We start from the raw sequence: 24,208 nt of genomic DNA, 5'->3' as shown, positions 1-24,208 counted from the left end.
CCCCCGCTACAGGGTCAGGCCGCGGGCCACGAGGTCGGCCAGGGCGCAGGCGAAGAGGGCCATGCCGATGAAGCCGTTCACCGAGAAGAAGGCGCGGTTCAGGCGGGACAGGTCGTGCGGCTTCACGATCGTGTGCTCGTACAGGAAGGCGCCGACGACGACCAGCAGGCCGAACCAGAAGAAGGGGCCCGCGTCCGTCGCGACCGCGTACCACGCCAGCAGGGCCGTCGTCACCGCGTGCGCGCCGCGCGCGCCCCACAGGGCCGCCGGGACGCCGAAGCGGGCCGGGACCGACTTCACCCCGTCCGCGCGGTCCGCGGCCACGTCCTGGCAGGCGAAGATCAGGTCGAAGCCGCCGATCCAGACGCCCACCGCCAGGCCCAGGATCACCGCGTCCCAGGACCACTCGCCGGTGAGGGCGAGCCAGGCCCCTACCGGCCCCATCGCCTGGGCCAGGCCCAGGATCGCGTGCGGGAAGTTCGTGAACCGCTTGCCGTACGGGTACACCACCATCGGGATCACCGCGATCGGCGCCAGCGCCAGGCACAGCGGGTTCAGCAGCGCCGCCGACCCGAGGAAGACGGCCAGCGCGATCCCGGCCCCGGTCCACGCCGAGCGGACCGACACCGCTCCGGTGACGAGTTCACGGCCGGCGGTACGGGGATTGCGGGCGTCGATCTCCCGGTCGATGATCCGGTTGGCGGCCATCGCGAAGGTCCGCAGCCCCACCATGCAGACGGTGACGAGCAGCAGCTCGGCCCAGTGCATGGTCCGGTCCAGCTGGAACATCGCCGTCAGCGCCGCGATGTACGCGAAGGGCAGCGCGAAGACCGAGTGCTCGATCATCACGAGCCGCAGGAACGCCTTCACCTTGCCGGGTGCCTGCGGCGCGGAACCGGGGCCGATGACTCCGTCGGCGGTGGTCATCATGCGAGGGCTCTCCGGAAGTCTTCGAGGTCGGCGAGCAGTTCCGCCGCCGGGAGCGCGCCGAGCTCCAGGGTCCGGGGGCCGCCGTCGTGGCCCTCGGGCGGCGTCACGGATGCGGTGACCTGCCAGGTGTCGGCAACCGGCCGGGCGTCCAGGCGCAGGAAGTTGCCGGCTTCGGCCGTGAACGGCTCACCCGCGGCCAGGGCCCGCTGGAGCTGCTCCGCGAAGTCGTCCGCCTCGACGTCCCGTGCTCCGGGCAGCTCGAAGCCGTCCCCCTCGCCGTCCACGTCGAGCATCAGCGCCCAGATGTTGCCCGGGCCCGCGAACTCCTCGGGCGTCACGCCCGCCTCCTGGGCGGCGAGCACCACGTCCGGCTGGGTCGGGTCGATCTCGGGCCGTACGAAGGCCACGTACGCGGTCTCGGTGCCGATGAACAGCTCCGGGCCGCTCACTCCGATCGGGCTCACAGTCCGTATTCCTTCCAGCGGCGGTCCACCAGGGCCGCCGTCGCCGGGTCGGACTCCACCATGTCGGGCCAGCCGCCGTCGCGGGTGTAGCCCTCCTCGGGGAGCTTCTTCGTCGCGTCGATGCCCGCCTTGCCGCCCCAGAACTGCTGGTACGAGGCGTGGTCGAGGTGGTCGACCGGGCCCTCCACGACCGTGAGGTCGCGGGAGTAGTCCGTGTTGCCGAGGGCCCGCCAGGACACCTCGTGCAGGTCGTGGACGTCGCAGTCGGAGTCCACCACGATGATCAGCTTGGTCAGCGACATCATGTGGGCGCCCCAGATGGCGTGCATGACCTTCTGGGCGTGCTTCGGGTACTTCTTGTCGATCGAGACGATCGCGCAGTTGTGGAAGCCGCCCGACTCGGGCAGGTGGTAGTCCACGATGTCCGGCACGATGATCTTCAGCAGCGGGAGGAAGAAACGCTCCGTCGCGCGGCCGAGCGGGCCGTCCTCCGTGGGCGGGCGGCCGACGACGATCGACTGGAGGAGCGGGCGCTTGCGCATCGTCACGCAGTCGATCTTCAGCGCCGGGAACGGCTCCTGCGGGGTGTAGAAGCCCGTGTGGTCGCCGAAGGGGCCCTCCGGGAGCGTCTCGCCCGGCTCCAGCCAGCCCTCGATGACGACCTCGGCGTTGGCCGGGACCTGGAGCGGGACGGTCTTGCAGTCGACCATCTCGATGCGCTTGCCCGCGACGAACCCGGCGAAGAGGTACTCGTCGATGTCGCCGGGCAGCGGAGCGGTCGACGCGTACGTCACGGCCGGCGGGCAGCCGAAGGCGATCGCGACCGGGAGGCGCTCGCCGCGCTTGGCGGCGACCGCGTAGTGGTTGCGGCTGTCCTTGTGGATCTGCCAGTGCATGCCGATGGTGCGCTTGTCGTGGCGCTGGAGGCGGTAGAGGCCCAGGTTGCGCACGCCCGTCTCGGGGTGCTTGGTGTGGGTGAGGCCGAGGTTGAAGAAGGACCCGCCGTCCTTGGGCCACGTGAACAGGGCCGGGAGCTGGTCCAGGTCCACGTCGTCGCCGGTGAGGACGACCTCCTGGACGGGGGCGGACTCGCCCTTCACCTTCTTCGGCGGCACGTGCACCATCGAGCCGAGCTTGCCGAAGGCCTCGCGTACGCCGATGAAGCCCTGCGGGAGCTCCGGCTTGAGCAGGCCGCCGATCTTCTCGCTGATCTCGCCGTACGACTTCAGGCCGAGGGCCTTGAGCAGCCGGCGGTCGGTCCCGAAGACGTTCATGGCCAGCGGCATCGCCGAGCCCTTGACGTTCTCGAAGAGGAGGGCGGGACCCCCCGCCTTGTTCACTCTGTCGACGATCTCCCCGACCTCCAGGTACGGGTCGACTTCGGCCTTGATGCGCTTGAGGTCGCCCTCTCGCTCCAGAGCCCGGAGCAGCGAGCGGAGATCGTCGTAAGCCATAGGGGCCAGTATCCGTCACCGGCTAGCCTGGGAGTGTCACCGGGGCCCGAGGCGGGTCCCCCGTCACTGCTGGGGAGTCGGTCCCACACCGTGCTGCGCTATCTGCCGTTCCTGCTGATCATCGCGCTGACCATCTACGCCTTCATCGACTGCCTGAACACGCCGGAGGAAGAGGTCAAACACCTCCCCAAGGTGGTGTGGGTGATCATCATCCTGCTGTTCTCGATCGTCGGACCGGTGGTGTGGCTGTTCGCGGGCCGGCAGCGCTCCGCGGTCGGCGGTGGCCGGGCGCGCCGGACGCAGTGGGTCGCCCCCGACGACAACCCGGAGTTCCTCCGCTCCCTCAGCGAGGACCGCGACAAGGACAAGGACTGACAAGGGTCACGGAAGCCGGACAGGCCCTGGGGGCCGGGGGCGGGAGCTGCCCTCAGCGGGCCCACGGGAGGACGCGGGGTTCCGGTTCTCCCGGGACCGTGACCAGGGCGTCCGCGCGCATCGCGACGTACGCCTCGGCCGCCTCCGGCGCGTGGATACGGCGCTGCACGTCCGGCGGGAGGAGCAGGGTCCGGCCCGCCGTGATCTTCTCCGTACGGCCGGCCGAGGTGACCTCCAGGGTGCCCGCGACGACCGTCCAGACCTGTTCGCGGTCGATGGAGTGCTCGGGGCCGGTGGCGCCGGCGTTCATGGCCACGTGCCAGGTGCTGAGTTCGCAGCTGCCCCGGCTGGGGGCGGCCAGGCCGGTCATGACGGCGTTGGGGGTGGTGATGACGTGGTCGGGTGAGGTGGTGATGACGTGCATGCCGAGATCCCTCGCTCCTGAGTCAAGCCGCTTTACTTACATCCACGAGTAAAGCAGCTTGACTCGGCCGTGTCACCATGTTTTCCGTGACGAGAAACGAAGACGCCGGCATCGAGCTCGGCTTCCTGCTCGGGCTCGGGTTCCAGCTGCTGATCGGCGAGTTCACCCGGCGCCTCGACGAGGCGGGGTACGGGGACCTGCGGCCCGCGCACGGCATGGCCTTCCAGGCGCTCAAGGGGCCCGGGGCCACCGCCACCGAGCTCGCCGAACGGCTCGGGGTGACCAAGCAGGCCGCCGGGCAGCTCGTGGACGACCTGGAGAAGCGGGGCTACGTACGGCGCGAGCCCCACCCCGAGGGCGGTCGGCGCAAGCTGGTGGTCCTGACCCGGGCCGCGAACGAGCACCTGGCCGTCGCGGGAGGGATCCTGCACGAGCTGGAGGCGGAGCTCGGCGCCCGCGTCGACCTCGCCACCCTGCGCGGGGAGCTCACCGGCCTGCTGCGCGCGCTGAACGGGGACGGGGACCTCCCGCCGCTGCGGCCCGTCTGGCATTGAACGCGTTCAAGGCGGCTGCAAGAATGGGCGGATGCCGAGGAACAGCGGGGGACCGCGGGTCGTCGACACGATCCTGCGCAATCTGCTCGCGTACGGGGTCGCCGTCGCCGCCCTGCTCGCCATGGCCGGCGGCAATCCGCACACCCACCGCTCCACCCCCGCCGTCTACGACGCGCGCGCCGACGAGATCGTCGGCACCTGGCGCTGCGTCGAGGGCACCGAGGTCGTCTTCCGGGCCGACGGCACGGCCACCGTCACCCTGCTCAACGGGCAGGAGCGGGACTACGACCACGGCTGGCGGCTCTCCGGAAGCGGCACCTGGAAGCTGATCAGCCGGGAGCCCGCCGGCTGGAACTACGGCCAGCACGTCCGCCTGCGCCTGCCCGACCTCTACAGGTGGACCTTCGAGATGCGCCGCGACCACCGGCAGACGCTGGAGCTGTACTTCTTCTACGGCGATCCGGACGCGCGCAGCGCCTACGTCCTGGAGAAGGACCCGTAGGACGCGCGCAGCTCCGCCCAGCGGGCGTCGGTCCACCGCGACCAGTCCGCCGGATGGCCCTGCAGGGCGGATTCCAGCAGCTCGAAGTGGTGGTGCCAGCCGGCCAGGCAGTCGAGGCGGTCCTCGGCCGAGCCGGCCCGCTCGTTCAAGAAGCGGATCACGGTCGAGTCCGTGCCGACCGCCTCCAGGTGGAAGCGGATCCGCCCGTGCTCAGTGACCGTGTACTCGACGACCCGCTCGACGTCCCACGCCGTGACGTGGCCGGAGACCGTCGTCCCGGTGTTCAGCCAGCGCAGGGTGACGGCCCCGCCGAGCCTGCGCTCCAGGACGTCCGCCGCGGCCAGCCAGCCGCGCAGCCCGTCCGCCGTGGTCAGGGCGGGCCACACGGCCTCGTACGCATTCGGCACGTGCACCTCGAAGCGCAGCAGCCAGCGGCCCTCGCCGCGGCTCTCACTGGTGGCATGACTCACCGGTGTCAGCGTCATGCCACCAGCGTCCCACTCCCGCGGGCGCCGCGCCCGCGGGTCAGACGCCCTCGCGTCAGACGCCCGCGTACGAGTGCTTGCCGTTGAGCAGGATGTTCACGCCGTAGTAGTTCCAGATCCAGCAGGCGAAGGCGAAGAGCGCGAGGTACGCGGCCTTGCGGCCCTTCCAGCCGGCGGTGGCGCGGGCGTGCAGGTAGCAGGCGTACGCCACCCAGGTCACGAAGGACCAGACCTCCTTGGGGTCCCAGCCCCAGTAGCGGCCCCAGGCGTCGCCCGCCCAGATCGCGCCCGCGATGATCGTGAAGGTCCACAGCGGGAAGAAGGCCGCGTTGATCCGGTACGAGAACTTGTCGAGCGTGGCCGCCGAGGGCAGCCGCTCCATCACCGAGGTGGCGAAGCGGCCCGGCGTGCCGCCGCCCGCGAGCTTGGCCTCGTAGGAGTCGCGGAAGAGGTACAGCAGCGTGCCGGTCGCGCCGATGTAGAAGACCGCGCCGCAGATGATCGCCGTGGAGACGTGGATCCACAGCCAGTACGAGTGCAGGGCCGGGACCAGCTGGTCGCTGGCGGTGTAGAGCCAGGTGGTGGCGATGCCCAGGTCCAGCAGGACGGTGGTGACCAGGATCAGGCCCATCCACCGGACGTTCTTCTTCAGCGCCAGCAGGATCAGGTACGCGCCGACGGCCACCGTGGAGAAGGTGAGCGAGAACTCGTACATGTTGCCCCAGGGGGCCCGCTGCACGGACGTCGCGCGGGCCACGACACCGGCGGCCTCGATGACGAAGGCCAGGGTGGTCAGCGAGACCGCGATCCGGCCGTACAGGTCGCCGTTCACGGTGCCGCCGGCCGCGCCGGGGCCGTCCGGGACGTCGCGGGTGCCGGCGGCGGAGCGGGTGACGACCTTCGGCTTGTCGAGGACCGCGGTCCCGCCCTTGCCGCGCACCTGGACGGCGGGGGCGGCGGCCGCCGCGGCCTTGGCGCCGGTCAGCGCCGCGGCCGTACGGCCCACCTTGCTGCGGCTGCCGAAGATCCACTCGGCGATGTGGGCGAGGAAGGCGAGCGTGTAGACCGCCATCGACGAATAGACCAGGTAGTTGCTGATCTGCGCCAAATTCTCGTTGACTTCGGCTGCGAGCGGCGTCATCCGCGCTCCCCTTCGACAGTTGCCTTGACAGGTTGGTCGGGCGCCGTGGGCGCCTGCTGGTGGAGGGCGGCGGCGAGCTGCCCCAGCTCCTCCGGGAGCTTGGCCGACTCGCTGCGGCCGAGGCCGGCCATCTCGACGACGGTCACGCCGTCCTTGCCGGCCACCGCGCGCACCCAGACCCGGCGCCGCTGGATGAACAGCGACGCGGCCAGGCCGCCGATCGCGGCGATCGCGCCCGCGAGGGCGAGGCCGCTGCCGGGCTGCCGGGTGATCGAGAAGGTGGCCCAGCGCTCGATGCCCTCGAACTTCACGGTGCCCGCGCCGTTCGGGAGCTCCATGGTCTCGCCGGGCAGCAGCCGCTTCTTGAACAGCTGCCCGTCGGCGTCCTTGAACTCCTGCATCTTGGAGGTGTTCAGCTGGTACACGTTCTGCGGCAGGCCCGAGTCCACGCCCAGGCTGCCGTGGTAGGCGCTGAGGGCGAGGACCGGGAACTTCAGGTCGGGGAACTGCGAGAGCATCGTGCCCTTGCCCTCACCGGCGAAGGTCGGCACGAACATGGCGTTGAAGCCGAGCTGCTCCTTCTTGCCGTCCTTGTCGCGGTAGCCGTCCGCCACCTTGACCGCGCCCGAGGAGCTGAGGTTCGCGTCGAAGGGCAGCATCGGCACGGCGTCCTTGTAGACCACCTTGCCGGTCGGGTCGGTCACCGAGATGACCGGCGCGTAGCCGTGGCCGAGCAGGTAGACCTTGGACCCGTCGACCTCCATGGGCTTGTTGACCTGGATCTCGCGCTTCTGCGGGGCGCCGTCCGCGCCGTCGCTGAAGGTCACGTACGCCTTGAAGTCGCGCGCCGTGCCCTTCTGCGGGCCGCTCTCCTCGTACGTGGCGTCGAACTTGTCGAGCGTGAAGGAGAAGGGCGACAGGTCGTCGGGGTCGAACCAGCTGCCGTACTTGAAGTCGTCGTACTGGGTGAGCGTGTTCGCGAAGCCCTTGCCGCGCAGGACGAGCTTGCCGCCCTCGGACTTGAACAGCTGGCCCCAGGCGAACGCGATCAGCATCACGATCAGGGCGACGTGGAAGAGCAGGTTCCCCGCCTCGCGCAGGTAGCCCTTCTCGGCGGCGACGGCGGACGCGCCGGCCTCGGTACGGAACCGGCGCCCGCCGAGGATCGTCTTCGCCTGTGCGAGCACCTCGTCGGGGGACTTCTCCGTACGCCACGTCGCGTACGCGGGCAGCCGGTCGAGGCGCTTGGGGGCGCCGGGCGGGCGGCCGGTGAGCTGGCCGACGAACTGCCAGGTGCGCGGGACGATGCAGCCGATCAGCGAGATGAACAGCAGCAGGTAGATCGCGGAGAACCACACCGAGCTGTAGACGTCGAAGAGCTGGAGCTTCTCGGCGGCCGGGACCCAGAAGGAGTGGTCCTTCTTCCACTGGGCCACCTTCATCGCGTCGACCTGGCTCTGCGGGACGAGCGATCCGGGGATGGAGCCCAGGGAGAGCAGGAAGAGGAGGATCAGCGCCACCCGCATGGAGGTGAGCTGCCGCCAGAACCAGCGGATCCAGCCGATCACGCCGATGCCGACGGGGCCGCCGGCATCCTCCGCGGGGGCGGTGGAGAGTTGCGCGCCGGCGGCCGCTTCGCTTGCGTCAGCGGCGTCCTCGGACGGGTTCGGCGCCTCGGTGGACGCCTTGTCTGTCGTACTCATGTCCGTGTAGTCCTCAGATCCCCACCGTGAAGCCTTGGGTCCAGATGCGCATGTCGTCGACGATGCTTGCCCACAAACCTGTGACGAGCAGCAGACCGGTCAGGACCAGCATGCCGCCGCCGATCCGCATCACCCATGCATAGTGCTGCTTCACCCAGCCGAATGCGCCGAGCGCCTTGCGGAAGGCGATCGCGGCGAGGATGAAGGGCAGGCCCAGGCCCAGACAGTAGGCGACGGTCAGCAGCGCGCCGCGGCCGGCGCTGGCCTGGTCGATCGAGAGGGTGCTGACCGCGGCGAGGGTCGGGCCCATGCAGGGGGTCCAGCCGACGCCGAAGAGCACGCCGAGCAGCGGCGCGCCGATCAGGCCCGCGGTCGGCTTCTTGTGGAAGCGGAACTCCCGCATCGTCAGGCCCGGGATCAGGCCCATGAAGAAGAGGCCGAGGACGATCACCAGACCGCCCAGGATCCGGGAGATGATCTCCCGGTTCGCCTGGAGCGTGCCGCCGAAGTACCCGAAGAGCGCGCCGGTGGAGACGAACACAGCCGTGAAACCGACGATGAACAGGCTCGCTCCGGCCAGCATCCGGCCGCGCCGGGCCTCGGCGAGGTCGGCCCCGCTGATGCCGGTGACGTACGAGAGGTAGCCGGGGACCAGCGGGAGCACGCAGGGCGAGAAGAACGAGACGAGTCCGGCGAGGACCGAGATGGGCAGTGCCAGCATCAGGGCCCCGTCGAGGACCGTCGTGTTCACGCCGGTGGGCTCGGCGGCCAGGGTGAGGAGCTCGGGGACCACGCGGTCACTGCTCCGCGAGCACGGGGTCGATCATGGAGCGCAGCTGCTGCTCGTTGATCGCGACGAGCGTGCGGGCGGCGATCCTGCCCTGCTTGTCGAGGACGATCGTGGAGGGGATGGCCTGCGGGTTGAGCGTGCCGGCGGGGAAGCGGAGCAGCAGCTTCCCGTCCGGGTCGTACAGGCTCGGGTAGGCGATCCCGAAGTTCTCCTCGAAGGAGGCGGCGTTCTGCTTGCTGGTGTCGCGGGTGTTGATGCCGACGAAGGCGACGTCCTTGCCGGCGTCGGCCAGCTCCTTCGACACCTTCGCGAAGTTCGGGGCCTCGGCGCGGCACGGCGGGCACCAGGAGCCCCACACGTTGAGGACGACGACCTTGCCCTTGAGCTCGGTGGTGTCGAGGGTCTTGCCGTCGACGGTCTCCCCGTCCAGCTTGGGGGCGTCGGTGCGCGCGTCCTTGGCGACGGTGGAGATGCCGCCGGCGCCGGTCACGTAGTTTCCGCCGGCGGAACCGTTCGGCTTGCCGCCGCCGTCGCTGCACGCCGACAGGGTCAGAGCGCTCGCGAGGGTCACCGCGGTGAGCAGGAGCGCACGGCCAATTCTCATGTGAAAAGTTTCGCATGAGCGATTTGCGGATCTTTCCCGCCCCCCGAGGGGTGTGCTAAGCCGCTGGTCAGCTGGTCAGGCGGCGGAGAGGTACGTGTTCCAGCCGCCGGCCGGCGGCTGACCCGGGGCCAGCTCCTGGAGCCGGGTGAGCAGCTTGGGGTCCTGTACGTCGATCCAGTCGGTGAATTGCCGGAAGGAGACGAGTCGTACGTCCTTTTTGTCCGACATGCCCTTGAGGGCCTCCTCGACGGCATCCATGTAGATGCCGCCGTTCCACTCCTCGAAGTGGTTGCCGATGAACATCGGCGCGCGGTTCGTCTCGTACGCGCGCCGGAAGCCGCCGAGGTAGGAGCCGGTGGCCTGGGTGCGCCAGGCCGGGTAGTTGGAGGGCATGCCCCGGGTGGTGTTCTTCGACTGGTTCGCGAGGATGTTGTAGTCCATCGAGAGCACCTCGAAGGAGTGCCCGGGGAAGGGCATGGACTGCAGCGGCAGGTCCCAGACGCCCGACTTCTTCACCGGCCACACCTGGACGCCGCCGGGCGAGGAGGCGTCGTAGCGCCAGCCCAGCTTCCGCGCGACGGGCAGCAGGTTGTCCTGGCCGAGCAGGCACGGGGTGCGGCCGCCGACCAGCTCCTTGCGGTAGTCGAAGGGCAGCGGTTCGAGGTCGGTGAAGCCGGTGTTGGTCCGCCAGCCGGTGACGAAGGACACGGCCTGGTCGATCTCGCTCTGCCAGTCGTCCGCGGTCCAGTGGGCCACGGAGCCGGAGCCGGAGCAGAAGTGGCCGTTGAAGTGGGTCCCCACCTCGTGGCCGTCGAGCCACGCCTGGCGGACGCAGTTCAGGGTGCCCCGGACGTTCTCGTCCTTGAGGTAGCCGATGTCGGAGGCCCCGACCGGGTTGTTCGGCGGCTTGTAGAGGTCCTTCTTCGACTCGGGCAGCAGGTAGAGGCCGGAGAGGAAGAAGGTCATGGCCGCGCCGTGGTCCTTGGCAAGCTTGAGGAAGCGCGGGAAGAGGCCGTTGCCGATCTCCCCCGCGCCGTCCCAGCTGAACACCACGAACTGCGGCGGGGTCTCGCCCGGTTGGAGCGGTACGGGCTTGGCCGGCTGGTGGGGCTGCGGACCGGTGTCGGCGGTGGAGCCGTCGCCGATCGGCACGGCGGCCGCGGACGGGGAGGCGCCGGGGCCGCCGCCGGGACCGCCGGGGCCGGGGCGGCCCGGGCGGTCGTCGCCGCCGCAGCCGACGACACCGGCCGCCACCGCGGCCGCGCCGAGCCCGAGCAGCCCCCTTCGGGTGAAGTCGCGCGTCGCCCTGTTCACACCGTTCATGAATAGTCACATAAACGGACTTTTCAATGAAGTCGAGGCTCGGCGCGGCGATTCCGGTACGACTTGTACGAGTTTTTAGGCGCCGAACGCCTTGGACTTACCCTTCACGGGCTTCGCACCCGCGAGCAGGTGCGCCGGGACCAGGTCCCGGGCCGGCTCGCTGTAGCCCACCGACACCAGCCGGTCGTCCTCGTACGTGAACGACGTGAGCGAGGCCAGCGTGCACTGCCGGCGCCGCGGGTCGTGCCACAGCCGGCGCTTCTCCGCGAAGCTGCGCACGATCCAGATCGGCAGCTGGTGGCTGACCGCCACCGCCTCGTGGCCGCGCGCCGCGTCGCGCGCCGCCTCGATGGCGCTCGTCATCCGGACGACCTGCTCCACGTACGGCTCGCCCCAGGACGGCTTGAACGGGTTCGTCAGGTGCTTCCAGTTGGCGGGCTTGCGCAGCGCGCCGTCCCCGACGCCGAAGGTCTTGCCCTCGAAGACGTTCTCCGCCTCCAGCAGCCGCGCGTCGCTCGCCACCACCAGGCCGTGGCTCTTGGCGACCGGCGCCGCCGTCTCCTGCGCCCGCTCCAGCGGGGAGGAGACCACGTACGTGATGTCACGGTTCTGCAGGTGGTCCGCGACGCGCTCGGCCATCTCCCGGCCCAGCTCGGAGAGGTGGTAGCCGGCGCGGCGCCCGTACAGGACCCCGTCCGGGTTGTGCACCTCTCCGTGGCGCATCAGGTGGACGACGGTGATCTCGCTCATGCGGTGGCCTCCGGGGTGGCCTGCGCGGCGGCGCGGGCGGCGGCGGGCAGGGCGGCCGCGATCCGCTCGACCGCCTTCTCGTCGTGGGCGGTGGAGACGAACCACGACTCGAAGGCCGAAGGCGGCAGGTAGACGCCCTGCGACAGCATCGAGTGGAAGAAGCCGTTGAAGCGGAAGGACTCCTGCTTCTTGGCGTCGTCGTAGTTCTTGACCTCGTCCTCGGTGAAGAAGACGGAGAACATGTTGGACGCGGTCTGCAGCCGGTGCGCCACGCCCTCCTTGGCGAGCGCGTCCGTGACCAGGCCCTGGATCTGCGCGGAGACCGCGTCGACCTTCTCGTACGCGGCCTCGTCGAGCAGGCGCAGCTGCGCGAGGCCGGCGGCGGTGGCGATCGGGTTACCGGAGAGCGTGCCCGCCTGGTAGACCGGGCCGACCGGGGCCAGGTGGCCCATCACGTCCGCGCGGCCGCCGAAGGCCGCGGCCGGGAAGCCGCCGCCCATGACCTTGCCGAAGGTCATCAGGTCGGGCTTGACCCCGTCGACGCCGTACCAGCCGGCCCGGGAGGTACGGAAACCCGTCATGACCTCGTCGGAGATGTACAGCGCGCCGTTCTCGCGGCACAGGTCCGCGAGGCCCTGGTTGAAGCCGGGCGCCGGGGTCACGACGCCCATGTTGCCGGGCGCGGCCTCGGTGATCACGCAGGCGATCTCGCCGGGGTGCGCGGCGAACGCCGCCCGTACCGATTCGAGGTCGTTGTACGGCAGCACGATCGTGTCGCCGGCCTGCGCGCCCGTCACGCCGGGGGTGTCCGGCAGCGCGAAAGTTGCCAAACCGGAACCGGCCGCGGCGAGCAGCGCGTCCACGTGGCCGTGATAGCAGCCCGCGAACTTGACGACCTTGGCCCGGCCCGTGAAGCCGCGCGCGAGGCGGATCGCCGACATGGTCGCCTCGGTGCCCGAGGACACCAGGCGGACCTGCTCGACGGGCTCGATACGGTCGACGATCTCCTCGGCGAGCGCGACCTCGCCCTCGCCGGGCGTGCCGAAGGAGGTGCCGCGGGCGACGGCGGCCTGAATGGCCTCCACCACGGCCGGGTGGGCGTGGCCGAGAATCATCGGTCCCCACGAGCAGACCAGGTCGACGTACTCGCGCCCGTCGGCATCGGTCAGGTACGGACCGGTACCGGACACCATGAACCTGGGCGTTCCGCCCACGGCGCGGAAGGCACGCACCGGAGAGTTCACGCCGCCAGGCGTCACGAGGGACGCGCGGTCAAAGAGAGTCTGCGAGACTTTGGCTTCATACGGGTACGGGTAGCTCACACCAGCCATGGTCTCATCAGGCCGCGACTGACTTGCGGACGGGCGTTTCACCGCGCCACCCCGGGGGAGGTCACTGCCATGATGATCAGGCTGCGTGGCGGGGGCCGCGGGGCCGGGGCAGGCAAGACCAGTCGGGTGGAGATATGCAACGCGGTGGTGGACCGGGCGAGGGTACGGACGGCCTCGACCCGCAGCGCGCCCGCGAGGCCCGCGAAGCCCGCCGACGGGGCAAGCACCGGCGCCGGGCAGCGGACGCGGCCGATCCGGTACCAGGACCGCTGGAGTCCCCCGACGGACTGCCCAAGGGCCGCGGCATGGGCGTGACGTACAAGTACTTCGGCGCGCCCGACGGCGCGACCGCCGCCCGGGTCCCGGTCACGATGCGGCCGGAGGAGCTCGGCGGTGACGAGCTCGGCATGGGCGGCCTCTTCACCAAGATCAAGCCGGAGACGGTGGCCGCGATGGTCCTGACCGGCATCGAGGGCATACCCCTGCACAAGGTGCCCCCGCTGGAGCTGGTCGTGCTCCACCCCGACTACGCCGTGGTCAAGCTCCCGATGACGGTGGTCGACCCGCTGCGCGGCATCGGCGAGGAGTCGGTCGGCGCGGCGGCGTTCATCTGGTCCACGGTCCCCGACCGTGGCGGGCCGCGCGACGCGTTCAACGTCTACCAGCTGCTCCACGAGTGGCAGGACTTCAGCCACCGGCTCCACGAGGCGGGCCACCAGCCGTACTGCCTGGTCTGGCCCTGACCTGCCCTTTCGTCGTTGACGGGCGGTCTCTGCGAGGGCTGCCCGACCTTGCTCAGAACCCGTCCGTCAGGCGGCCAGGGCACATTGAGGGCACACGGCTGAGGAATGCGTCTCGGGTGTGCCCTGCGCCTCGATGCCGTCGCCTTCATCGGTGAAGGCCGCGTCGATCGTCTTACGCGTGCGGGTCTCGCTCGTCGGCAGCAGGTGCGTGTAAGTACGCAGCGTGAAGCCGGGGTCGGAGTGGCCGAGGTACTCCGAGAGCGCCTTGATGCTCTCCCCCGCGTCCAGGAGGACGGACGCGTACGCGTGCCGGAGGGCATGCATCCCGTCCTCCGGGGCGGACTGGAGGTACTTCGCGCCGCACTCGCGGGGCGGGATGACCCCGGCCGCGGCGAGGGCGAGCTTCCGACAGCTGCACCGCCTCGGTGCACTCACTCCAGGCCGGTGGCTTCGAGGTGGGCAAGGAAGGCCGCGATGAGCCGGGGACGCGTCACTTCGGGGACGGAGGCGTCCGGCAGATCCTCTTCCAGCCCCCACGCGGTGTTGAACGTCATCGCCACGCCCTCCGGGACGATGTGCTCCCGAAGCCAGCCGACGAAGTTGGCAGCCGCTTGGGCGGTGGCGTCGAGGATCGAGATGCCTTCCGGCTGGACGCGTGCATAGCCTTCGAGCTCTTCGCCTTCGAGGGTGATGCCGTAGTGCATGGCTGAGCCGCGGATCTGCCCGCCTTCCTGGATCCGGATGAACTCGTCCGGATCACGCTCCAGGAGGCTGGCCTTCAAGCTGTCGTACGTCAGCCCCCACGTCTGCCCCTCTATGGGGGTGAAGACGTACATGGTGCGCAGTTCGGCGAGCTGGGACGCGTCCACGGGTGTACTCCTTGGCGGTGCAGGGTGGGTCAGGGAACGTAGCGGGCATAGCCCTTGACGCCATATGCCGCCATCATCACTCGCCAGTAGGCGACGGAGTCGGGATTGTTGGTGACCGTTTCCACACCCCGCATCTCCGTGTTGCGGGGGTCGTTCAGTGCGGCGGCGTACTTCTGAAGCTCGTTCCGATCGGGGTCGAAGAGGAACTCCTTCTTGCCCGTCTGGTGGTTGGTACGGAGCTCTTCGAGCGACCGGTAGCACTTCTTGCCCGGGTTGTTGACGTACTTCGCCTCAACGGCCATGCCGTCGCTGTCACGGAAGCCGTCCACCATCAGCGTGGTGCCCTTGCCCGTACCGGGGGCGATGGGGACCTCGTACTCGGGATAGCCGGCCACACGCAGCTGATAGGCGACCTCGGCGGGCCTGCCGCCCGAGACGTCGCCCGCACGCAGCGAGTTCAGCCAGGTCTGGAAGTTCTGCTGCTGCGGCGCCGTGAGGGGAGGGAACCGCGGGCTGGGCGGCGTCGGTGGCGCTATCGGCTGGACTCTCGGCCCGTTCGCGGGGCGGTACGCCACCGGGACCAGCAGGGGTACACGGGTGAAGGGCGCCAGGAAGGGCGGCAGCGACGGCAGGAAGCCGCCTCCGTCGGGCTGCGGCATGGGGACGCGGGCCTGGGAGCTGTCCATGGCGGGCGGGATCTTGCCCAAGCTCGCTATGCGCATGTCGCCCGAGACCAGCTCGTGCAGCCCACCGTCGTGACCGTCACCTCCAAAGAGGGGGCGGTCCCACGGGAGCAAGGGGTCGCCCAAGATGGGGTTCGACTCTTCGGGGATGCGCTTCGAGGCCGTTTCGACGTGATCCGCGTACGCCTCACACGCGTTGGCGATCATGTGGCAGGCGGCGGGGAGATTGGCCATCAGGGTCTCTTCACCGCCCACTTCGCTCGGTGGTGGGGTGTTGCCCACGAACAGGTTGAAGAACTGTTCCACTGCGGCGGCGGTCTCGCCCTGCTGATTGGTGGTCGCGGTCTTCCAGGCGGTCCCGGAGTCCCAGTAGGCGTCTTCGAGGATCTTCGCGGCCGAGTTCCAGACAGCTGCTGTCTTGCGCAGCTTGTCGCGTTGCCCGTGGAAGCGCTTGTCGAGCAGGTACTGGTCGGTCCAGCTCGTCTCGCCGACGACCTCGGGAAGATCCTCGGCCTTGTGACTGGCACGCGGGTTACAGTCCGGGCCGGACGGTTGCGGTCCGATACCGGGGGCGGCCGGGCTCTGGTCGAGGAATGACGCAGCAATCTCACTGTTCTGCCGAACGAAGTCCTCGGCGGCCTTGAGAAGGGTGCCGGCTCCATTCGCCATGACTTGATGCGCGCGGCCCGCCGAGGCAAACACGGTCGCCACCGCCGGCTTGTACACAGCGGCGAAAGCCCGCCCCGCGCCGTCGTCTCCCGCCATCCCACCGTGCTGGCTCAGTTCGGTGAAGAGCAGCCCCACCATGTCGTAGATCAGGTCCCGGAGATCCACCATGGTCCAGGACGCGTTGACGAAGTTCTCTGTCCGGTGTTCCAGTTCCAAGGCTCCCCCTCCTGATGCCCGGTCACCCTAAAACCGTACATGTGTGCCCCGACCTGGCCCTGGCTCCGGGATGGGATTCCGCCACCGGCCCTTCAGGAGGGCACATCCAGGGCACATGCGCGTGGGAAGGGGCGTGGATCGGTGAGAACTGGCGAGCGAGGCTTTCGCTGGTCAGGGCTTGTTTCGGGGGGAAGGACCAGGTCAGGGCCGCGCAGCCGTCATTTGCTCCACGAGTGGCAGGACTTCAGCCACCGGCTCCACGAGGCGGGCCACCAGCCGTACTGCCTGGTCTGGCCCTGATCCTCCGCGTACCGGTCAGCCGGCCGCGAGGATCTTGTGGGCGCGCTCCCGTAGGGGCGTGATCCGGATGCGGGCGGCGGCGCCGTTGTGGACGGCGTTGGTGACGATGACCACGTACCGGCCGGTGGTGGGGGCGAGGTAGAGACTCGTACCGGTGAATCCGTGGTGGTAGGCCATCGTCCCGCCCGCGCCGAGGATCCAGCCCAGGCCGCGCTGCAGGCCCGGCTCGATCTCCGCCTGGGGGACGAGGCTCATCCGGAACCACTGGCCGAGCGGGCTCTCTCGCCCGGCGAGCAGGTGCTCGGCGTAGGTGGCGAGGTCGGCCGCCGGTGCGAAGACCCCGGCGTGGCCTGCGACGCCGCCCATGATCGCCGCGTTGTCGTCGTGGACGGCGCCCCAGAGCCGGTCGTGGCCTTCCTGCCGCTCGGTCGGCGCGACGCGGGACTCCTGCTCGACCGGGCCGTACGCGGTGTCGTCCATGCCCAGCTCCGCCCACAGCTCGCGGGCGAGCTCGTCCAGCGGCCGGCCGTGCACATGGGCGAGGGCCAGGCCGAGCAGGATGTAGCCGCGGTTGATGTAGCGGTGGATGCCGGGGAGGTTCTCCATGAGCTCGTGGCAGATCAGCTCGTGCAGCGGGCGCCCGGTCAGGTCGTAGAGGTCGAAGCGGGTGGCGGCCCGCAGGCCGGAGGTGTGCGAGAGCAGCTGCCGTACGGTCGCCTCCCCGCTGGGCATCGAGCCGTCCATCGGCGGCAGGAATTCCCGTACGGGCGTGTCGAGGTCCAGCAGGCCCCCGTCGAGGGCGCGGCCGACGAGCGGCCAGGTGGCGGTGACCTTCGTCAGGGACGCGATGTCGTAGACGGTGCGCTCGTCGGGGGTGCCGGGGCCGGTGAACGGGGAGACGACCCCGGCCGCGAGGACGGTGCGCTCGCCGGCCGCCGTACCGCCGGCATGCCTCGTACCGCAGACGACCACGCCTCCCGGGGTGGCGCCGTCGGCGACGATCTCGCACAGCGCGTCGTGCAGTGCGCCGGTCTCGGCGGTCGTGAACATCGGTACGGGCTGGTCCATCGGGTTCATCTACGCCTCCGGCTCGCTGGATGGTGATCCCGCCACCCAGCGTGACCATGGCGCCCGGCGAGTGCCCGTAGCCGCGCCGGAGATGATCACAAGCCGGGGGATGGCGAGCCGGGCGGGCGCGGTTAGCCCGCCGGTGGGATGTTCTGGTTCAGGCGGAACACGTTCCCCGGATCCCACTGCGCCTTCAGGGCGCGCAGCCGCTCCAGCTTGCGCTCCCGCGAGCCGTAGGCCTGGCGGATGCGCTGCTCGCCCTCGTCCATCAGGAAGTTCACGTACACGCCCGCGTGGTACGGCTCCAGCGCGGACCAGAACTCCCGCACCCACGCGCACTCCTCGGCGAAACCCTCGGGCGTGTCCCGGATCCCGTTGATGTTCAGCATGTGGCCCAGGGAGCGGCCCGCGGCCGCCGTGTCCTCCTCGCCGACCCGGGCGACCGCGCCGCCCAGCTGGAACAGCGGGAAACCGCTCTGCGGCGAGGCGATCCGCCCCGCGTACTCGACCATCGCGTCCAGGGCGCCGTCGGCGAGCCGGTCGAGGCCGCAGCCCCGGAAGTAGTACCACCAGCCGTGCGGGAACGAGGCGTCGAACATCGCCTGGTGCGCCAGGTACGGCTTCGGCCGGCACAGGTCGAGCAGCGGCCGCCCGAACTCCCGCATCGGCCTCATCACTTCCTCACCGGCGGCCATCTCGCCCACCCAGCAGGCGATCACCATCACCACCGGCCGGCCGTGCAGCTCCGGCGGGATCGCCGGCGACGGAGGGGCCTTGCGGTGGACCACGATCGTCGTCAGCTCGTCCGGCACCCCAGCGATCCAGTCCCGGTAGAACCGCATCACCCGCGGCGACTCCTCCACCGGCCACAGCACCGGACCGGCCAGCACCGTCGGCCCGACCGGGTTCAGCCGGAACGTGAACTCCGTGACGATGCCGAAGTTCCCGCCCGCCCCGCACATCCCCCAGAACAGCTCCGGCTCGTGCCCCGCACCGGCCGTGACCCGCTCCCCGCCCGCCGTGACCAGGTCCACCGACAGCAGCTGGTCCACGCTCAGCCCGTACTTGCGGCTCAGCCAGCCGATACCGCCGCCGAGCGTGAGCCCCGCGACGCCCGTGTGCGTGACGATCCCCGACGGCACCGCCAGCCCGAACGGCTGCGTCGCCGCGTCCAGCTCGCCGAGCAGCGCCCCCGCCCGGACCCGGACCGTACGGGCCACGGGATCCACCCGGATCTCCTTCATCGGCGACAGGTCGATCACCACACCGCCGTCGCAGACCGAATGCCCGGGGAAGCTGTGTCCGCCGCTGCGCACCGCGACCGGCGCGCCCGTCCGACCGGCCCACTTCAGCGCCGCCACCACATCGGCCGAACCGGTGCACGGCGCGATCAGGGCGGGATGCCGGTCGATGGCGCCGTTCCAGATCCGCCGGCGCTCCTCGTACGGGGCGTCCCCGGCCCGCACCAGGCTCCCCCGGAAGGAACGCGCCAGCTCGTGGTACGCGGAATCGTCCAGCCGGACCGGTACCGGTACCGAGGCCGGCGCAGTCGAGGCACCCATGGGTTGCTCCTCACCGCTCTCCCCCGAGTGTTCCACCGTGGGGATACCCGGGCCAGCCGACGCTGTCTGCGCTGGTCAGCACTGATCGCCGTCAGGCGGTCGTCAGGCGGTCGTCAGGATCAGGCGGCCGCGGGTGCCCGGCTCCGCCAGGCGGGCGTGGGCCTTCACCGCGTCCGCCAGCGGAATGGTCTGCGAGACCCGCAGGGTCAGGGCGCCCGCGTCCACCAGGCCCACCAGCTCCGCCAGGTGCGCGCCGTCCGCCGCGACCTCCTGCTCCACCACCCGGATCCCCCGCTCCGCGGCCGGGCCGGCGTGCGGACGCAGGCCCACGTAGACCCCGCCGTCGCGGACGAAGCCCAGCGCCGGCTCCCCCAGTACGGCCGCGTCCACGACCCCGTCCACCGGGCCGGCCGGAGCCGAGCCGCGCGGGACGAACTCCGTCGCGCCCAGGGACCGTACGAGCTCCTCGTCCGACTCCCCCGCCAGGGCCGTCACCACCAGCCCCGCCCGTACGGCGAGCTGCACCGCGAGCCCGCCGACCACGCCCGCGGCCCCCGTCACCAGCACCGAGGACCCCGGAGCCAGCCCCAGCAGCCCCACCGCCCGCGCGGCCGTCAGCCCGCTGAGCGGGAGCGCGGCCGCGGCCACGGCGTCCACGGTGGCCGGAGCGGCCGCCACCGCCGAGGCGTCGAGCACCGCGTACTCCGCGTGCGTGCCCAGCGGCTTGACCGGCCCGTAGTGCAGTCCGACCACCCGCTGCCCCGCCGACCAGCCGGTGACCCCGGGGCCGACCTCGTCGATCTCGCCCGCCACGTCCCAGCCGAGCCCGAGCCGCGTCCCGGCGCCGCCGAAGACGCCGACGCGGACCGCGCCGTCCACCGGGTTCACCCCGGCCGCCGCGACCCGGATCCGGACCTGGCCGGCGGCCGGCCGCGGGACCGGCACCCGCACGATCTCCACCTGCTCCGGCCCGCCGAAGCCGTTCACGACGGCCGCCTGCATGGTCCGTACGGTCTGCTCGTTCTCGCTCATGGTGTCTCCCCGGTTCGGTTGGCTCGGTTCGGTTCGCTCGGTTCCTGCGTTCCGCTGAGCACTAACCTAGGGAGAGGTACTCTCCTTTCGTAAGTACGTACTTGGAGGTGCGTACCCGACCCGGAAGTGGGGCACCCGATGGCCACCCGTACCGCCGCGACCCGCCGCGAAGAGGCCCGCCACGCCTACGACGCGTTCCTCAAGGAGTGCCCCACCAGCCAGCTCCTGGCCCGGATCAGCGACAAATGGGTCGGCCTCATCGTCGCCGCGCTCGCCCAGGCCGAGGACGACTCGATGCGCTACAGCGACCTCGGCCGCAAGATCCCCGGCGTCAGCCAGAAGATGCTCACCCAGACCCTGCGCTCCCTCGAACGCGACGGCCTCGTCACCCGCGCCGTCACCCCCACCGTCCCCGTGCGCGTCGACTACCGCCTCACCGGACTCGGCAGCAGCCTGGCCTGCCTCCTCACCTCCGTGAAGCAGTGGGCCGAGAGCCACTTCGACGAGGTCGACGCACACCGCACCGCCTACGACGGCGCCACCGCCGCGACCTCGTAATTCCCCCGCACCGCCCGCCCGCCGATGGCATGCTGACAGCGTGAACGGACCCGGCATTCAGCTCACCCTCGCCCCCGAACTACGCCTGTTCGCGCCGCCCAGCCGGCGCGCCGACCGCGTACCGACCGCCACCGACGGCGCCTCCAGCATCGGCCACGTCGTCGAATCGGCCGGCGTCCCGCTCACCGAGGTCGGCCGGCTGCTCGTCGACGGCCACGAGGTGCCCGTCTCGTACGTGCCGCAGGCCGGACAGAACGTCGAGGTCTTCGGCGTCGAGCGCCCGCAGCAGATCGAGGGCGCCCCGCTGCGCTTCCTCCTCGACGTACACCTCGGCACGCTCGCCCGCCGCCTGCGCCTGCTCGGCGTGGACACCGCGTACGAGAACGAGGACATCGGCGACCCCGCCCTCGCCACCCGCTCCGCCGCCGAGCAGCGCGTCCTGCTCTCCCGCGACCGCGGACTGCTGCGCCGCCGCGAGCTGTTCGCGGGCGCGTACGTCTACAGCGACAACCCCGACGAGCAACTCCGGGACGTCCTCGGCCGGTTCGCGCCCGCCCTCGCCCCGTGGACCCGCTGCACCGCGTGCAACGGGTCGCTCCGCGAGGCCGACAAGGACAGCGTCGGGGACCGCCTCGAAAGCGGGACGCAGCGCTCGTACGACGTCTTCGCGCAGTGCACGGCGTGCGAGCGCGTCTACTGGCGCGGCGCCCACCACGCCCGGTTGGAGCGGATCGTCAGCGAGGCGGTCGAGGAATTCGGCGGCGTGGCCACCCCGTAGGCACGGCCACGCCGTAGGACCACAAGCCCGTCAGAAGGCGTAGGAGTCGCCCGTGTCCAGCGCCAGCACCGCGTGCTGGTTGTTGGACAGGTCGCGGTCGGACGCCCCGCCGTTCCACCACGTGTCGATCCGGACCACCACCTCCGGCACCGGCTCCTTCAGCTCCAGCAGCAGCCCGATGTGCCGGCCCCGGCCGTGCAGCGGCAGCGCGCCCGTCTCGCACACCACCTCGCGCAGCCCGGCCCGCGCACAGCCCTGCGCCAGCTCCTGCCGGTCCGCGAGCTCCGCCGACAGCCGCACCCGCAGCGTCGCGTTGGGCAGCGCGGCCGGCCCCTCGTTCTGCGGCACCACCCACACCCGCAGCCGCCCCTGCGACAGGGACACCCGCCCGTGGTACGCCACGTCGGCCTCGGGACCCGGACCACTCCGGGCGGCCGCCCCCGCCTCCCCGGACACTCCGGACACCCCGGAGACCCCGAGCACCAGCAAGCCCGCCACCACCACACTCCGTACGGCACAACGGCGCACCGCCACCACCTCCACGCGCGGAGGCTAGCCAGCACCGCCCCCGTCCGGTCGGACCATCACACGAACGAGGGCGAGCCCTCGCCCAACCGGCGGGCAGCAACAGGCGGCAATCCGGGCCCGCGGCCCGTCTGCGTACGCTTCGAGCCATGCTGATCGCCCGCTCCGCCACCTTGTTCGCCCTCGCCGCCGTCCTGGAGATCGGTGGCGCCTGGCTCGTCTGGCAAGGCGTACGCGAGCACAAGGGCTGGGCCTGGATCGGCGCCGGAGTCATCGCCCTCGGCCTCTACGGCTTCGTCGCCACCCTCCAGCCCCAGGGCGACTTCGCCCGCGTCCTCGCCGCGTACGGCGGGGTCTTCGTGGCCGGCTCCCTCGTGTGGGGCATGGTCGCCGACGGCTACCGCCCCGACCGCTGGGACGTCACCGGGGCCCTCGTCTGTCTCGCCGGCATGGCGGTGATCATGTACGCCCCGCGCGGCCGCTGAGCCCCGCCTATGCTGGCGGGTATTCGCCCGTACGAACGACCGAATGACCGAAGACCGAACGACCTAGGAGCCCGCACATGAGCACGGCCGCCACCCGTACCGCCGTTATCACCGGCGCGAGCAGCGGCATCGGCGCGGCCACCGCCCGACAGCTCGCCGACGCCGGCTACCACGTCGTCCTCACCGCCCGCCGCAAGGACCGCATCGAGGCCCTCGCCGCCGAGCTGACGGCGGCCGGCCACTCCGCCGCCGCCCACGCCCTCGACGTCACCGACCGCCCCGCCGTCGACGCCTTCGCGGCCTCCCTCGACCGCTGCGACGTACTGGTCAACAACGCCGGCGGCGCCATCGGAGCCGAGCCCGTCGCCACCGGCGACCCCGCCGACTGGCGCACGATGTACGAGGTCAACGTCATCGGCACCCTCAACCTCACCCAGGCCCTCCTCCCCGCCCTCATCGCCTCCGGCGACGGCACGGTCGTGGTCCTGTCCTCCACCGCGGGCCACGCCACGTACGAGGGCGGCGCCGGCTACGTCGCCGCCAAGAACGGCGCCCGCGTCCTGGCCGAGACCCTCCGCCTGGAGATCGTCGGCCAGCCGGTCCGCGTCATCGAGATCGCCCCGGGCATGGTGAAGACCGAGGAGTTCGCGAAGACCCGCTTCCGCGGCGACGCCGAGAAGGCCGAGAAGGTCTACGCGGGCGTCGCGGCCCCCCTGACCGCCGACGACGTGGCCGACACCATCACCTGGGCCGTGACCCGCCCCAGCCACGTCAACATCGACCTCCTGGTGGTCCGCCCCCGCGCCCAGGCCTCGAACACCAAGGTCCACCGCGACCTGTGACCGCCCCTACGGCACCTGCCGCGCGGGGCGGGACCAGGGGGCGTCGGCGGACTCCGGCCGCAGTCCGAGTTCGCGGAGCTGGTTGACCGCCATCATGGCGGCGAACATCGCGTTCGGGTTGGCCCCGCCGCCGCCCAGTGCGGCGAAGGCCTCCGCGTACCGGGCGGCGAACTCGCCCGGCCGGACCCGCCCCCTCCCTCCGGTCAGTCCGAGCGCCGCGGACTGCAGGGCGGCGGCCTGCTCCAGCAGCCCGTCCAGGTACGGCACCACCACCCCGGCGCCACGGCGCACGGCGAAGGTGTGCCCGTCGGTGAGGAGCTCGGCTTCCGCCTCCTCGAAGAGCAGGGCGACGGCGCCGAGCACGGTCTGGATCTTGAGCTGGTCGGCGTCGGCCATCGCGCCGCAGGCTCCGTTGCCCTCGTCGGACAGGTGCAGGACGCCGCAGTCCCTCAGGTGCACGATCACGTGCCCGGCGCAGTGGCCCTGGCTCCGCAGCACGCGGACCGCGCCGTCGGCGAAGGTCCAGCCGGTGAAGCGCGCCGAGCCGATCCGGATCCGCTCCAGCGGCCGCTCCTCGTAGGTCCGGGTGGTCGCGCCGAAGGGCCGGTACGGCTGGAAGAGCGACACCAGCCGGGGGCCGGCCAGCGCCGGAGCGGGCAGCTGCGCCACCCCTGCGATGCGCTCGAAGGCCCGCACCCAGTACGAGGCGGGATCCCGCATCTGGTCGAGGTCGGGAGCGGGTACCCAGTGCTCGACCGGCACGCCCAGTTCGTCGGCCAGGTCGTTGTTGGCAACGTGGTCGGGGTGGCCGTGCGTGGTCAGGAACAGCGCCCGGGACCAGGGCCCGACCTGGTCCATCGCCTCCCGCAGGGCCGCGCGGAAGGCCGTCGTGACGCCGGTGTCGACGACCACCAGGACGTCGCCGGCCCGGTGCACCAGGGCATTGCCGACATCCGGCTGACCGCGCTCGACGTCCAGTTCCTGCCCGCGGACCAGCACGGTCCGGTCGTCGATCCCGATCAGCTCACCGAGCGCGGTCATGAATCCT

The 24,208-nt window shown here is 71.1% G+C and carries 27 protein-coding genes and 1 pseudogene; 8 read left to right on the top strand and 20 right to left on the bottom strand.

Translation table 11 applies throughout. From position 1 onward, the window contains the following. Positions 1 to 6: 6 nt before the first annotated feature. From mqnP to OG509_RS21895, 3 genes are read right to left on the bottom strand one after another with little or no spacing between them, the layout of a single operon-like run. Entirely contained in the window at positions 7 to 930 is a 924-nt protein-coding gene (gene mqnP, locus OG509_RS21905; protein ID WP_406184160.1) for a menaquinone biosynthesis prenyltransferase MqnP, read from the bottom strand. Continuing rightward, positions 927 to 1,394 (bottom strand): hypothetical protein, encoded by a 468-nt coding sequence (locus OG509_RS21900; RefSeq protein ID WP_385580528.1) that lies wholly within the window; start codon positions 1,392 to 1,394, stop codon positions 927 to 929. Before OG509_RS21900 ends, mqnP begins: the two co-directional genes overlap by 4 nt. After that, a complete protein-coding gene (locus OG509_RS21895; RefSeq protein WP_385580531.1) occupies positions 1,391 to 2,848 on the bottom strand; it encodes a menaquinone biosynthesis decarboxylase in 1,458 nt (485 codons plus the stop codon). The genes OG509_RS21900 and OG509_RS21895 overlap by 4 nt, the downstream gene beginning before the upstream one ends. Before the next feature lie 90 nt (positions 2,849 to 2,938). Between OG509_RS21895 and OG509_RS21890 the strand changes: the two genes are divergently transcribed. After that, complete coding sequence (locus OG509_RS21890) at positions 2,939 to 3,223, top strand: PLD nuclease N-terminal domain-containing protein (protein WP_385580534.1); 285 nt, start codon at positions 2,939 to 2,941, stop codon at positions 3,221 to 3,223. A 52-nt stretch (positions 3,224 to 3,275) separates the two neighbouring features. Here OG509_RS21890 and OG509_RS21885 read toward each other — a convergent pair whose 3' ends face one another. Next, positions 3,276 to 3,647: a cupin domain-containing protein gene (locus tag OG509_RS21885; RefSeq protein WP_406184159.1), complete on the bottom strand. Its 372-nt coding sequence runs from the start codon at positions 3,645 to 3,647 to the stop codon at positions 3,276 to 3,278. 86 nt (positions 3,648 to 3,733) lie between these two features. Here OG509_RS21885 and OG509_RS21880 point away from each other — a divergent pair, with 86 nt between their 5' ends. After that, a complete protein-coding gene (locus OG509_RS21880) occupies positions 3,734 to 4,201 on the top strand; it encodes a MarR family winged helix-turn-helix transcriptional regulator (RefSeq protein WP_406184158.1) in 468 nt (155 codons plus the stop codon). Between the two features lie 31 nt (positions 4,202 to 4,232). Then, a complete protein-coding gene (locus OG509_RS21875; RefSeq protein ID WP_406184157.1) occupies positions 4,233 to 4,703 on the top strand; it encodes a hypothetical protein in 471 nt (156 codons plus the stop codon). Here OG509_RS21875 and OG509_RS21870 read toward each other — a convergent pair. The 8 genes from OG509_RS21870 to hemL all read right to left on the bottom strand — a co-directional run bounded on the left by OG509_RS21870 (position 4,679) and on the right by hemL (position 12,830). Next, the gene (locus OG509_RS21870; protein ID WP_406184156.1) at positions 4,679 to 5,188 is read right to left on the bottom strand and encodes an SRPBCC domain-containing protein; all 510 of its coding nucleotides are present in this window, start codon (positions 5,186 to 5,188) and stop codon (positions 4,679 to 4,681) included. The two genes, OG509_RS21875 and OG509_RS21870, sit on opposite strands and share 25 nt — an antisense overlap. A 55-nt stretch (positions 5,189 to 5,243) precedes the next feature. Further along, on the bottom strand, positions 5,244 to 6,329 hold the full coding sequence (gene ccsB / locus OG509_RS21865) for a c-type cytochrome biogenesis protein CcsB (protein WP_406184154.1): 1,086 nt from the start codon (positions 6,327 to 6,329) through the stop codon (positions 5,244 to 5,246). Then, on the bottom strand, positions 6,326 to 8,032 hold the full coding sequence (locus OG509_RS21860) for a cytochrome c biogenesis protein ResB (RefSeq protein ID WP_406184153.1): 1,707 nt from the start codon (positions 8,030 to 8,032) through the stop codon (positions 6,326 to 6,328). Before OG509_RS21860 ends, ccsB begins: the two co-directional genes overlap by 4 nt. Before the next feature lie 13 nt (positions 8,033 to 8,045). Beyond that, positions 8,046 to 8,753 carry a cytochrome c biogenesis CcdA family protein gene (locus OG509_RS21855; protein WP_385580661.1) on the bottom strand — a complete coding sequence of 236 codons (708 nt, stop codon included), beginning with the start codon at positions 8,751 to 8,753 and terminating at the stop codon, positions 8,046 to 8,048. Positions 8,754 to 8,829: 76 nt separating this feature from the next. Beyond that, on the bottom strand, positions 8,830 to 9,426 hold the full coding sequence (locus OG509_RS21850; protein ID WP_406184152.1) for a TlpA family protein disulfide reductase: 597 nt from the start codon (positions 9,424 to 9,426) through the stop codon (positions 8,830 to 8,832). Between the two features lie 75 nt (positions 9,427 to 9,501). Beyond that, positions 9,502 to 10,749, bottom strand: a complete 1,248-nt coding sequence (locus tag OG509_RS21845) for a hypothetical protein (RefSeq protein ID WP_406184151.1) — start codon at positions 10,747 to 10,749, stop codon at positions 9,502 to 9,504. 75 nt (positions 10,750 to 10,824) lie between these two features. Continuing rightward, positions 10,825 to 11,499 (bottom strand): histidine phosphatase family protein, encoded by a 675-nt coding sequence (locus OG509_RS21840; protein ID WP_099890064.1) that lies wholly within the window; start codon positions 11,497 to 11,499, stop codon positions 10,825 to 10,827. Next, a complete protein-coding gene (gene hemL / locus OG509_RS21835) occupies positions 11,496 to 12,830 on the bottom strand; it encodes a glutamate-1-semialdehyde 2,1-aminomutase (protein ID WP_406184149.1) in 1,335 nt (444 codons plus the stop codon). Before hemL ends, OG509_RS21840 begins: the two co-directional genes overlap by 4 nt. 305 nt (positions 12,831 to 13,135) lie before the next feature. Here hemL and OG509_RS21830 point away from each other — a divergent pair, with 305 nt between their 5' ends. Beyond that, positions 13,136 to 13,573, top strand: coding sequence for a hypothetical protein (locus OG509_RS21830; RefSeq protein WP_030161262.1), 438 nt, complete (start codon positions 13,136 to 13,138; stop codon positions 13,571 to 13,573). Positions 13,574 to 13,639: 66 nt separating this feature from the next. Here the strand turns inward: OG509_RS21830 and OG509_RS21825 are convergent. The 6 genes and pseudogenes from OG509_RS21825 to OG509_RS21800 all read right to left on the bottom strand — a co-directional run. Beyond that, a pseudogene (locus tag OG509_RS21825) lies at positions 13,640 to 13,978 on the bottom strand (tyrosine-type recombinase/integrase); the annotation flags it as partial. A gap of 26 nt (positions 13,979 to 14,004) precedes the next feature. Continuing rightward, a complete protein-coding gene (locus tag OG509_RS21820) occupies positions 14,005 to 14,442 on the bottom strand; it encodes a hypothetical protein (protein WP_406184147.1) in 438 nt (145 codons plus the stop codon). Positions 14,443 to 14,471: 29 nt separating this feature from the next. Further along, positions 14,472 to 16,010, bottom strand: a complete 1,539-nt coding sequence (locus OG509_RS21815; protein WP_406184145.1) for a restriction endonuclease fold toxin-2 domain-containing protein — start codon at positions 16,008 to 16,010, stop codon at positions 14,472 to 14,474. Positions 16,011 to 16,325: 315 nt separating this feature from the next. Next, positions 16,326 to 17,387 (bottom strand): serine hydrolase domain-containing protein, encoded by a 1,062-nt coding sequence (locus OG509_RS21810; RefSeq protein WP_406184144.1) that lies wholly within the window; start codon positions 17,385 to 17,387, stop codon positions 16,326 to 16,328. 122 nt (positions 17,388 to 17,509) lie between these two features. Then, positions 17,510 to 18,940: an FAD-binding oxidoreductase gene (locus OG509_RS21805; protein ID WP_406184143.1), complete on the bottom strand. Its 1,431-nt coding sequence runs from the start codon at positions 18,938 to 18,940 to the stop codon at positions 17,510 to 17,512. 102 nt (positions 18,941 to 19,042) lie between these two features. Then, positions 19,043 to 19,942 (bottom strand): NADP-dependent oxidoreductase, encoded by a 900-nt coding sequence (locus OG509_RS21800; RefSeq protein ID WP_406187642.1) that lies wholly within the window; start codon positions 19,940 to 19,942, stop codon positions 19,043 to 19,045. 168 nt (positions 19,943 to 20,110) lie between these two features. Here OG509_RS21800 and OG509_RS21795 point away from each other — a divergent pair, with 168 nt between their 5' ends. Continuing rightward, positions 20,111 to 20,530 carry a winged helix-turn-helix transcriptional regulator gene (locus OG509_RS21795; protein WP_385580581.1) on the top strand — a complete coding sequence of 140 codons (420 nt, stop codon included), beginning with the start codon at positions 20,111 to 20,113 and terminating at the stop codon, positions 20,528 to 20,530. A gap of 40 nt (positions 20,531 to 20,570) precedes the next feature. Continuing rightward, on the top strand, positions 20,571 to 21,308 hold the full coding sequence (locus OG509_RS21790) for a Mut7-C RNAse domain-containing protein (RefSeq protein WP_385580584.1): 738 nt from the start codon (positions 20,571 to 20,573) through the stop codon (positions 21,306 to 21,308). A 30-nt stretch (positions 21,309 to 21,338) separates the two neighbouring features. Here OG509_RS21790 and OG509_RS21785 read toward each other — a convergent pair whose 3' ends face one another. Continuing rightward, positions 21,339 to 21,851, bottom strand: a complete 513-nt coding sequence (locus tag OG509_RS21785; RefSeq protein WP_406184141.1) for a hypothetical protein — start codon at positions 21,849 to 21,851, stop codon at positions 21,339 to 21,341. A gap of 131 nt (positions 21,852 to 21,982) precedes the next feature. Here OG509_RS21785 and OG509_RS21780 point away from each other — a divergent pair, with 131 nt between their 5' ends. Together OG509_RS21780 and OG509_RS21775 are read left to right on the top strand one after the other, a co-directional pair. After that, the gene (locus tag OG509_RS21780) at positions 21,983 to 22,318 is read left to right on the top strand and encodes a YnfA family protein (RefSeq protein WP_406184139.1); all 336 of its coding nucleotides are present in this window, start codon (positions 21,983 to 21,985) and stop codon (positions 22,316 to 22,318) included. A gap of 77 nt (positions 22,319 to 22,395) precedes the next feature. Further along, positions 22,396 to 23,160 carry an SDR family NAD(P)-dependent oxidoreductase gene (locus tag OG509_RS21775; protein WP_406184137.1) on the top strand — a complete coding sequence of 255 codons (765 nt, stop codon included), beginning with the start codon at positions 22,396 to 22,398 and terminating at the stop codon, positions 23,158 to 23,160. 6 nt (positions 23,161 to 23,166) lie between these two features. Here the strand turns inward: OG509_RS21775 and OG509_RS21770 are convergent, their stop codons facing one another. Beyond that, positions 23,167 to 24,201, bottom strand: coding sequence for an MBL fold metallo-hydrolase (locus OG509_RS21770; RefSeq protein WP_406184135.1), 1,035 nt, complete (start codon positions 24,199 to 24,201; stop codon positions 23,167 to 23,169). Positions 24,202 to 24,208: the final 7 nt, after the last annotated feature.

The organism is Streptomyces sp. NBC_01006 (assembly GCF_045162725.1).
GTDB lineage: Bacteria > Actinomycetota > Actinomycetes > Streptomycetales > Streptomycetaceae > Streptomyces.
Note: the sequence above shows the minus strand (reverse complement) of the source record. Positions and strands in the feature narration are given on the sequence as shown.

Coding starts and splice junctions, on each gene's coding strand:
- OG509_RS21805 (WP_406184143.1), bottom strand. CDS start 18,940: ATGGGTGCCTCGACTGCGCCGGCCTCGGTACCGGTACCGGTCCGGCTG.
- OG509_RS21780 (WP_406184139.1), top strand. CDS start 21,983: ATGCTGATCGCCCGCTCCGCCACCTTGTTCGCCCTCGCCGCCGTCCTG.
- OG509_RS21885 (WP_406184159.1), bottom strand. CDS start 3,647: ATGCACGTCATCACCACCTCACCCGACCACGTCATCACCACCCCCAAC.
- OG509_RS21870 (WP_406184156.1), bottom strand. CDS start 5,188: ATGACGCTGACACCGGTGAGTCATGCCACCAGTGAGAGCCGCGGCGAG.
- hemL (WP_406184149.1), bottom strand. CDS start 12,830: ATGGCTGGTGTGAGCTACCCGTACCCGTATGAAGCCAAAGTCTCGCAG.
- OG509_RS21895 (WP_385580531.1), bottom strand. CDS start 2,848: ATGGCTTACGACGATCTCCGCTCGCTGCTCCGGGCTCTGGAGCGAGAG.
- OG509_RS21840 (WP_099890064.1), bottom strand. CDS start 11,499: ATGAGCGAGATCACCGTCGTCCACCTGATGCGCCACGGAGAGGTGCAC.
- OG509_RS21855 (WP_385580661.1), bottom strand. CDS start 8,753: ATGCTGGCACTGCCCATCTCGGTCCTCGCCGGACTCGTCTCGTTCTTC.
- OG509_RS21830 (WP_030161262.1), top strand. CDS start 13,136: ATGGGCGTGACGTACAAGTACTTCGGCGCGCCCGACGGCGCGACCGCC.
- OG509_RS21795 (WP_385580581.1), top strand. CDS start 20,111: ATGGCCACCCGTACCGCCGCGACCCGCCGCGAAGAGGCCCGCCACGCC.
- OG509_RS21860 (WP_406184153.1), bottom strand. CDS start 8,032: ATGAGTACGACAGACAAGGCGTCCACCGAGGCGCCGAACCCGTCCGAG.
- OG509_RS21850 (WP_406184152.1), bottom strand. CDS start 9,426: ATGAGAATTGGCCGTGCGCTCCTGCTCACCGCGGTGACCCTCGCGAGC.
- OG509_RS21810 (WP_406184144.1), bottom strand. CDS start 17,387: ATGAACCCGATGGACCAGCCCGTACCGATGTTCACGACCGCCGAGACC.
- OG509_RS21800 (WP_406187642.1), bottom strand. CDS start 19,942: ATGCAGGCGGCCGTCGTGAACGGCTTCGGCGGGCCGGAGCAGGTGGAG.
- OG509_RS21845 (WP_406184151.1), bottom strand. CDS start 10,749: ATGAACGGTGTGAACAGGGCGACGCGCGACTTCACCCGAAGGGGGCTG.
- OG509_RS21775 (WP_406184137.1), top strand. CDS start 22,396: ATGAGCACGGCCGCCACCCGTACCGCCGTTATCACCGGCGCGAGCAGC.
- mqnP (WP_406184160.1), bottom strand. CDS start 930: ATGATGACCACCGCCGACGGAGTCATCGGCCCCGGTTCCGCGCCGCAG.
- OG509_RS21770 (WP_406184135.1), bottom strand. CDS start 24,201: ATGACCGCGCTCGGTGAGCTGATCGGGATCGACGACCGGACCGTGCTG.
- OG509_RS21875 (WP_406184157.1), top strand. CDS start 4,233: ATGCCGAGGAACAGCGGGGGACCGCGGGTCGTCGACACGATCCTGCGC.
- ccsB (WP_406184154.1), bottom strand. CDS start 6,329: ATGACGCCGCTCGCAGCCGAAGTCAACGAGAATTTGGCGCAGATCAGC.